Origin of the sequence: Sandarakinorhabdus sp. (assembly GCF_031422795.1) — a bacterium.
Taxonomy (GTDB): domain Bacteria; phylum Pseudomonadota; class Alphaproteobacteria; order Sphingomonadales; family Sphingomonadaceae; genus Sandarakinorhabdus.
Genome location: NZ_JANPML010000342.1, coordinates 1 through 8,677, shown reverse-complemented (window position 1 = coordinate 8,677; position 8,677 = coordinate 1). Strand labels below are relative to the sequence as shown.

The 8,677-nt window shown below is 63.9% G+C and carries 5 protein-coding genes; 3 read left to right on the top strand and 2 right to left on the bottom strand.

The window, feature by feature from the left end:
- The first annotated feature begins 91 nt into the window (after positions 1 to 91).
- The 3 genes from RMO81_RS12145 (at position 92) to nadB (ending at position 5,009) form a co-directional block, all read left to right on the top strand.
- Positions 92 to 2,407: a TonB-dependent receptor domain-containing protein gene (locus RMO81_RS12145; protein WP_310476153.1), complete on the top strand. Its 2,316-nt coding sequence runs from the start codon at positions 92 to 94 to the stop codon at positions 2,405 to 2,407.
- A gap of 69 nt (positions 2,408 to 2,476) precedes the next feature.
- A complete protein-coding gene (locus RMO81_RS12140; RefSeq protein WP_310476152.1) occupies positions 2,477 to 3,406 on the top strand; it encodes an ABC transporter ATP-binding protein in 930 nt (309 codons plus the stop codon).
- Positions 3,384 to 5,009 carry an L-aspartate oxidase gene (gene nadB, locus RMO81_RS12135; RefSeq protein WP_310476151.1) on the top strand — a complete coding sequence of 542 codons (1,626 nt, stop codon included), beginning with the start codon at positions 3,384 to 3,386 and terminating at the stop codon, positions 5,007 to 5,009. Before RMO81_RS12140 ends, nadB begins: the two co-directional genes overlap by 23 nt.
- Before the next feature lie 3 nt (positions 5,010 to 5,012).
- Here the strand turns inward: nadB and RMO81_RS12130 are convergent, their stop codons facing one another.
- Both RMO81_RS12130 and leuC read right to left on the bottom strand, forming a co-directional pair.
- Positions 5,013 to 7,487, bottom strand: coding sequence for an EAL domain-containing protein (locus RMO81_RS12130; RefSeq protein ID WP_310476150.1), 2,475 nt, complete (start codon positions 7,485 to 7,487; stop codon positions 5,013 to 5,015).
- Between the two features lie 154 nt (positions 7,488 to 7,641).
- Positions 7,642 to 8,677, bottom strand: a 1,036-nt coding sequence (gene leuC, locus RMO81_RS12125) for a 3-isopropylmalate dehydratase large subunit (protein ID WP_310476149.1), incomplete at its 5' end; no start/stop codon positions are given.

Sequence of the window (8,677 nt, the reverse complement as noted above, 5' to 3'; positions counted from 1 at the left end):
ACCACTGCCACGGCGCTGCAATCTGCGCGGGGCAAAGCCCCAGCTCATGCCGCACTGCAGCATCGCCGTGCCGCCAACCTGAGGATTGTTCATGCGTCGTCTTCTGCTCCTCGCGTCTGCCAGCCTGCTGCCCGCCATGCCAGCCTTTGCGGTTGATGAACAAATGGCTGAAACCATTGGCGAGGAAATCATCGTCACGGCGCAGAAATCCGAGCAGAAGCTGAACGACGTGCCGATCACTGTTACTGCCTACACCGGGCGGTCCTTGCGCGAAATCGGCGTCACCCAGTTCGATCAGCTGGCCGCCTATGTGCCCGGCCTCAATGTGCAGGAACAATCGCCCAACAACCCCGGTTTCGTGATTCGCGGTATCACGTCCGACACCGGCTCGTCGCAGGGCTCGCCCGCCGTGACGATCTATCTGAACGGCGTCGATGTCTCACGGTCGCGCGGGTCGTATTTCGATCTTTATGATCTGGAACGCGTCGAAGTCGTGAAGGGCCCGCAATCCACCCTGTTCGGCACCGCGGCTGCCGTGGGTGTGGTCAGCGTCATCACCGCCAAGCCGCGTGCCGGACTGTCGGGCGAACTACGCGTGGGCTATGGCAATTATGATCAGCGCCGCATCGATGGCCATGTGAACATCGGCAACGACATCATCGCCCTGCGCGTGGCGGGTGCCGTGAAGCTGCGCGACGGCGTGGTGGAAAACATCGCCGGCCGCCCCGGTTCGCAGACGCCGAACGGCCCGCGTGTCGATGATCTGAACGGCCAGGGCCAATATGGCGCCCGCGTCTCGCTGCGCTTCACGCCGACGCCCGATCTCACCGCCGATCTGGTCGCCACCTATGATGGCCAGCGCGCGCCGGGCACCGCCTTTTCGTCGGGCACGTTCGCGCCCACCGGCGGCACCACCAGCCCCTACAGCTTCAAGGAAGTCGCTGGATCGCCGTTCAGCCAGACCGCGCTAGGCGCTGACCAGCCCGGCCTGACGCGCAACGTTTATGACGTGAACCTGACGGTGAATGCCAAGATCAGCGACGCCTGGAGCATCACCACCATCGCCGGCTATCGCAATTTCGACAGCAACGAAGTGTTCGATGCCGATGGCACGCAGGCCTGGTATCTGGAATTCGCCGAAGACGCGCGCGGCGAGCAGATGAGCTTTGAAGCCCGCGCCAATTTCGACAATGAAAAGCTGCGTGGCTTCTTCGGTGCCAATTATTTCGCTGAAACCGGCTTCCAGTCGGTGCCGTTCAGTTCGGAAGAAGGCACTTTCCTGCAGTGCGCCGCGCGCCTGGTGCCGGGCCTGGCCTGCATCAACCCCGCCACCGGCCGTGTGGATGCCGCCGGCGCCACCGCCATCCTGACCCGCGGTGCCGCCACCGTGCTGCCCTATTCCGCCGAACTGTTCCGCAACTCGGCCGATATCACCACCTTCAGCGTGTTCGGCGATATCACCTTCATCCCCTTCCCCAAGCTGGAGATCAACCTGGGCGGACGCTGGCTGACGGAAGACCGTAACAGCGGCATTTCCACTCGCATCCCCAACAGCGTCATCACGCGCGGCCCGCTGATTGCCGGCGGCATCAACACCGATGGCCAGCTGCTCAGCGCGTCGGGCCGTTTCGATGCCTTCCTGCCGCGCGCCAACATCCTGTTCCGCGCCACCGACGATGTGAACCTGTATGCCACCTATTCGCGTGGTCGCCGTTCGCCGGTGGTGCAGGTCAACGCTGGCCGCATCGGCGGGGTGCTGGCGCCGAATGTGCGGGTGTTCCCGGCCGAACTGCTCGACAATTTCGAAGCCGGCGTGAAGGGCACCATCGGCAAGCTGAACTTCAGCCTTGGCGCCTACCTCATCAAATACAAGGATTTCCAGATTTCGGTGCCGCAGCAGGGCGCCCCGGCGCTGATCGTCAATGCCGACGCCACCAACAAGGGTGTCGAAGCCGAACTCAGCCTGAACCTGTCTGAAAGTGTGCGGCTGTTTGCCAACGGCGCCTATATCGATGCGCGCGTGAACAACGAACCGCGCTTCGGCAATTTCGCCGGCGATCGGTTCCGCCTGCAATCGGAATGGCAGGGTTCGGCTGGTGCCAATTTCCGCCTGCCGCTGGGGGACACGATCGAACTGTTTGCCAACCCCAACGTCACCCACCGTTCCAGCGTGTTCTTTGAACTGCCCAACAACCCGGTCACCAGCCAGGGCCCGGTCACGCTGGTCAACCTGCGCGCCGGCATCCGCGACCAAAAGGGCAAGTGGGAAATCATCGGCTTTGCCAACAATCTGTTCGACAAGGAATATCTGCTCGACGGCGGCAACACCGGCGGGGCGTTTGGTATCCCGACGTTCATTCGTGGCTTGCCGCAGCTGTTCGGGGTGGAAGCCGTCGCTCGCTTTTGAAGCTGGGGGGCTGGGGGTGGGACCTTCCCTCCCCTTGCCCCACCCCGCGCCCCGGTCTATCCCGATGGCATGAGCGAACCAGCCATCCGCCTCACCGGCCTGACCAAGACCTATGCCGGCGGCAAGCAGGCGCTGAAAGGCATTGATCTGGAAATCCCGCGCGGTTCGATCTTTGGCCTGCTGGGGCCGAACGGTGCCGGCAAATCGACCACCATCAACATCCTCGCCGGCCTGGTGAACAAGACCGCCGGCAGCGCCCGCATCTGGGGCTTCGACATCGACGAACATCCGCGCAACGCCAAGGCCAGCATTGGCATCGTGCCGCAGGAACTGGTGTTCGATGCGTTTTTCACGCCGTTTGAAACGCTGGAACTGCAGGCCGGCCTGTTCGGCGTGCCCAAGGCCAAGCGCCGCACCATGGAATTGCTGAAAGCAGTGCGGCTGGAGGACAAGGCGCATGTCTATTCGCGCACGCTGTCGGGCGGCATGAAGCGGCGGTTGCTGGTGGCAAAGGCCCTGGTGCACAACCCGCCGGTGCTGGTGCTGGATGAACCGACAGCGGGCGTCGATATCGAACTGCGGCAATTGCTGTGGGATTATGTGCGCGACCTGCACGCGCAGGGCACCACCATCGTGCTGACCACCCACTATCTCGAAGAAGCCGAAAGCCTGTGCGACCGCATCGCTATCATCAACCACGGTGAAGTGGTGGCCAACGACGAGACATCCAAGCTGCTGGGCACCACCGGCGACAAGGTGCTGGACGTGGTGGTGGATGCCGATCTGGCGGCCCCGCCGGCGCTGGTGACGTGCAAATCGGTCGAGCTGAAAGACCCGCGCCGCCTGATCATCACCTTTGACAAGCGCACAACCAACGCCGGCGCCGTGCTGGCCGGCCTGTCGGCGGCGGGCGTGGGCATCATCGATGTTTCCACCCGCGAGGCCGATTTGGAAGACGTGTTCCTGGAGTTGACCAGTGGCAAAAGCGCCGCCGCCTGAAGCCCGTCATTTTGATGCCATTGTCGTCGGTTCCGGTGCGGCCGGGCTGACGGCAGCATTGCATCTGGCCGAACATGGCACGGTGGCCGTGCTGGCCAAGGGCGATCTTGCCGATGGTTCTACCGCCTGGGCGCAGGGCGGCATTGCGGCCGTGCTGGATGCGGGCGACACGGTGGCGGCCCATGTCGACGATACGATGGTGGCCGGCGCCGGGCTCAACCACCGCGCCACGGTGGAAGTGGTCGCGGCCGGTGCCAGCGCCGCCATCGACCGGTTGGCGGCACTGGGCGTGCCGTTCAATCCCGGCGAGACCGTGTCCGAACGCTGGCACCTCACCCGCGAAGGCGGCCACAGCCACCGCCGCATCGTGCATGTCGATGATGCCACCGGCTGGGCAGTAAGCCAGGCGCTGATCAAGGCGGCGCAGGCGCATCCCAACATCACGCTGGTGCCGCACATGGCCGCGGTCGATCTCATCACCCATCGCCATGTGCTGCACGAACGCTTCCCGCAGCGGCGTTGCCATGGTGTCTATGCGCTCGACGCCAAATCGCGCCATGTCGTGCGCTTTGTGGCGCCCGCCACTGTGCTGGCCACCGGCGGCGCAAGCCGGGTCTATCTCTATTCCACCAACCCGGATGGCGCGACCGGTGACGGCATCGCCATGGCGTGGCGGGCCGGTTGCCGCGTGTCGAACATGGAATTCAACCAGTTCCACCCGACCTGCCTTTACCACCCCAGCGTCCGCAATTTCCTCATCACCGAAGCGGCGCGCGGCGAAGGCGGCCATCTGAAACTGCCCGACGGCAGCCGCTTCATGGCGCGTTATGATGATCGGCTGGAACTGGCCCCACGCGATGTGGTGGCCCGCGCCATCGATGCCGAAATGAAACGGCTGGGTCTGGAACATGTGCTGCTCGATCTGACGCACCTGGGCGCTGATTTCATCAAGGCGCATTTCCCCACTATCCACGCCCGGCTGCTGGAGCTGGACATTGATTGCACCACCCAGCCCATCCCGGTGGTGCCGGCAGCGCACTACAGCTGCGGCGGCGTGATGGTCACGCTGGATGGCCGCACCGATCTGGCCGGCCTGTGGGCGGCTGGCGAAGTGACGCAGAGTGGCCTGCACGGCGCCAACCGGCTGGCATCGAACTCGTTGCTGGAATGCCTGGTGTTCGGCCAGGCCGTGGCCGACGATATTGCCGCACAGGCACCGCCCGCCGCGCTGCCAGAGGTGAAGCCCTGGGATGAAAGCCGGGTCACCGACAGCGATGAAGAAGTGGTGATCGCCCATAACTGGGATGAACTGCGCCGCACCATGTGGGATTATGTCGGCATCGTGCGCACCGACAAGCGGTTGGAACGCGCCGCCCACCGGGTGAAGAATCTGCGCAAGGAAGTGCAGGATTATTACGGCAATTTCCGCATCACCGCCGATCTGATCGAACTTAGAAACCTGGTGACGGTGGCTGATCTGATCGTGCGTTCGGCCCGCCGCCGCCGCGAAAGCCGCGGGCTGCATTACAGCACCGATTATCCGGGGTTGGCAGCCGATGCGGCCGATACCATCCTTGATCCGGTGATGACGCGCGAAGCCTGAGCGTCAGGCCGCGGCCCGGCGGGTGAGCGGGAACGGCTGCGGCTGGCCAAACAGCCAACCCTGCGCCAGATCACAGCCCAACCGGGTGAGCAGCTGGCGCTGGGCGTCGTTTTCGACACCTTCGGCCACCACCTGCTTACCCATCGAATGGGCCAGATCGATGGTGGCGCGCACCACCTGCTGGTTGCCAGCCGATTCCGACAAACGAGCGATGAAGCTGCGATCGATCTTGACGATATTGGCCGGCACGTCGCGCAGTTGGATCAGGCTGGCATGGCCGGTGCCGAAATCATCCAGCGCCACACTGACTCCGGCATCGCGCAGACATTCCAGCGCTTCGATCAACGCGCCGCCCAGCCCGCTCATCACCACCAGTTCCGTCACTTCCACCACCAGCGAATGCGGCGGCACGCGGTAGCGGGCCAGTTCATCTAGAACGGCAACAGCTGCAGCCGTGCCCTGCAACTGGCTGCCGACGAAATTGACCGCCATGGTCAGATCCCGGCCATCGCTGCGCAGAGTGGCCAGCTGTTCCAGCGCCAGTTTCAGCACATGCGCCTGGAGTTGCGGCAGCAGGGTGGATTCACGCAACACATCGGGGAAATCGCCCGGCGCCAGCAGGCCCAGCCGCGGATGCTGCCAGCGGAGCAGCGCCTCATAGCCGACCAGCGTATCATCCAGCTGCACAACACGCTGATAATGGAGCATGAACTGATTTCCAGCCAAGCCAACCCGCGCTTCCGACAGCAGGCGGGTGCGGGCTTCGGCTTCATCGGCCATGCTGCTGTCATAACTGCGCCAGCAGCCTCTGCCGGCGGCCTTGGCCCGGTACAGCGCCAGATCGGCCTGTTTGAAGATGCGGGCCAGCGACATGCCCTTGTCTTCCGATGCACTGTGGCCGGCGCAGATCGAGATGGTGAGATTATGGCCCGAATGGCGCAGCGGCACACCTGATGACAGCGCGATCATCTGGCGCACGGCCGACAAGCGTTCGCGCGCCGCACCGGTGAGCAGGATCACGAATTCGTCGCCGCCAACCCGGGCAATATTGGCTTCGGGGCCAGCGGCCGCGGTCAATCGTTCCGCCACCGCCACGATCAGCGCATCGCCCGCATCATGGCCGGCCATGTCGTTCGTTTGCTTCAGGAAATCGATATCGATCGCAATCACGTCGATACCGGAATTGCGGGCCAGCGGCTGTTCCAGCATGTTCTGGAACAGCGCGCGGTTGCCAAGGCCGGTGAGCGCATCGGTGGTCGCCACCCGGAACAGGGTTTCGCGTTCGGCATCGGCGGCATCGGCATCGCGGCGCAGCTGGCGGAAGCGATCGGCAATCGCCAGCGACAGCAGCAGCGATTCCCAGCCAATGGCGGCAAAGCCGGCAAGATCGACCAGATCATCCTGCGGCAGCAGCCCCAGATTGCGGAAGATCCGCAGCACCAGCACCGCCAGCGCCGGCACCCAGCCCGCCAGATAATACCAGATCGCCCGGCTGCCGCGCAGCGCTGCAAATCCCGACGCCACCGTGAGGGTGAGCGTGATGACGATCAACCAGACGTTGAGCAGAAGATCGCTCACCGCCGCCAGAAAAAACGTGTCGAACGCCGCCACCACCGATGTGAGCGCAACGCCCATGCCGGCAAGTTGGCCAAAATCGATCAGCCGCTGGGGCAGCTTGTCCTTCTCGATCAGCGAGAAGAAGAAAGCCGCGCCAGACACCACCAGCAGCCCCAGCAGGAGATAGAAAGTGCGCACCGAGGCCGGCCCGGCCAGGAACGGAAAGATGTTGAGGATCGCACCGGACCACACCAGCAGATAGCCCAGGCTGCCCGCCAGCCACACGACATACCAGCGCTGGAAACCGGTGCGCAGCCAGGTGAGCAGGAACATGTTGTAGACAAAGGCCGAAAACAACATGCCGAGCACCAGGGCGACCTGTACTGTCCAGCGCAGCACATGCGATTCATGCCCGGCTGCATCCATCGCCTTGATGGTGCGCAGCAGATCTGGCGCGTCCATGTTGCGGTAGCCGATCTGGATGGCAGTCACATCCGGTCCCGCCACGGGTATCTGGAACCGCAGATTATTGCCCATGGTCCAGTTGCGGGTCAGCTCGAACTGGCCGCGGCGGATCACGGCCACGCCGCCATCATGCACCACCCGGATTTCGATGGCGGTAAAACGCACATTGTCGATCACCAGGTTCCAGCCCACCGGCATGCGCTGCAAGCGCGCCGGATCAACGATGAACCAGGTCCATTGGCTGGGCGATTCCTTGCTAGCAGCCGGGCCAGCAGCCGGGCTCGCAGTCGGGGAAATCGGAGTGATGCACGTGTTGCCCTGACAGGTCGGAACGTGCCTGTACGCAAGTTGCACGTTCTCTGCCCGCGCTGGTGCGACCCACAGCGCGAAGAACAGCCCCACCACCAAAACGATCAGACCCCAAGATCGTTTGGTGAAGGGGGCCAGGAGACTCATCAGAGCCAATGTCGGTCTGCTGCTGTGTCGCAACATCCGTCCTTTGCTTACCCCTCGTAAGCGACCAACATACGGGAGAAGCCGTTTAGGAACCATTACTGCCCCGTTCGGGCAGTGCCTATACAGGGTAAAAACCCAGAAAATTCAGTCCGAATCAGCGCATCAACTGCCGAACATCAACCAGATGCCCCGAAATTGCCGCCGCTGCTGCCATCGCGGGCGACAACAAGTGGGTGCGTGCGCCCGGGCCCTGGCGGCCGACGAAATTGCGATTCGACGTGCTGGCACAGCGCTCGCCAGCCGGCACCTGATCGGGGTTCATGCCCAGGCACATGGAACAGCCGGGTTCCCGCCATTCAAAGCCGGCGTCGATGAAGATGCGGTCCAGCCCCTCGGCTTCGGCCTGGCGCTTGACGAGGCCGGAGCCCGGCACGACCAGCGCCTGACGCACGTTGCTGGCGACCTTGCGGCCCTTCACCACGTCGGCCGCGACCCGCAGATCCTCGATGCGACTGTTGGTGCAGCTGCCGATGAAGATATTCTCCACGGCCACATCCTGCATCAGCGTGCCGGGTATCAGGCCCATGTAATCCAGGCTCTTGGCGGCAGCGGCGCGCTTGCCGGCATCGGCAAAGCTGGCGGGATCGGGCACGGCGCCAGTGATGGCCACCACATCATCCGGGCTGGTGCCCCAGGTGACCAGCGGAGCGATGGCGCTGCCGTCGATCTCGATGCGCTTGTCGAAGCTCGCGCCCGGATCGGTCTTCAGCGTTTGCCACCAGGCCAGCGCGGCATCCCACGCCGATCCCGTGGGCGCGCGCGGGCGGCCCGCAACATAGGCGATGGTCTTGGCGTCGGGCGCAATCAGGCCGGCACGGGCCCCGGCCTCGATGGCCATGTTGCACAAGGTCATGCGGCCTTCCATCGACAGCGCTTCGATGACCGGGCCAGTATATTCAAACACATGGCCAGCGCCGCCGCCAGAACCCAGCACACCGCACACGGCCAGCGCCACATCCTTGGCCGACACGGAGAAACCCAATTCGCCCGTCACATGCACTTCCAGCGTCTTGGACTGGCGCAGCAGCAGCGTCTGTGTCGCAAACACATGTTCCACTTCCGAGGTGCCGATGCCGAACGCCAATGCCCCAAATGCACCATGGGTGGCGGTGTGGCTGTCCCCGCAGACC

Bases quoted from the DNA above. Each gene is read 5' to 3' on its own strand.
- RMO81_RS12145 (WP_310476153.1), top strand. From the start codon at position 92: ATGCGTCGTCTTCTGCTCCTCGCGTCTGCCAGCCTGCTGCCCGCCATG.
- RMO81_RS12140 (WP_310476152.1), top strand. From the start codon at position 2,477: ATGAGCGAACCAGCCATCCGCCTCACCGGCCTGACCAAGACCTATGCC.
- RMO81_RS12130 (WP_310476150.1), bottom strand. From the start codon at position 7,487: ATGAGTCTCCTGGCCCCCTTCACCAAACGATCTTGGGGTCTGATCGTT.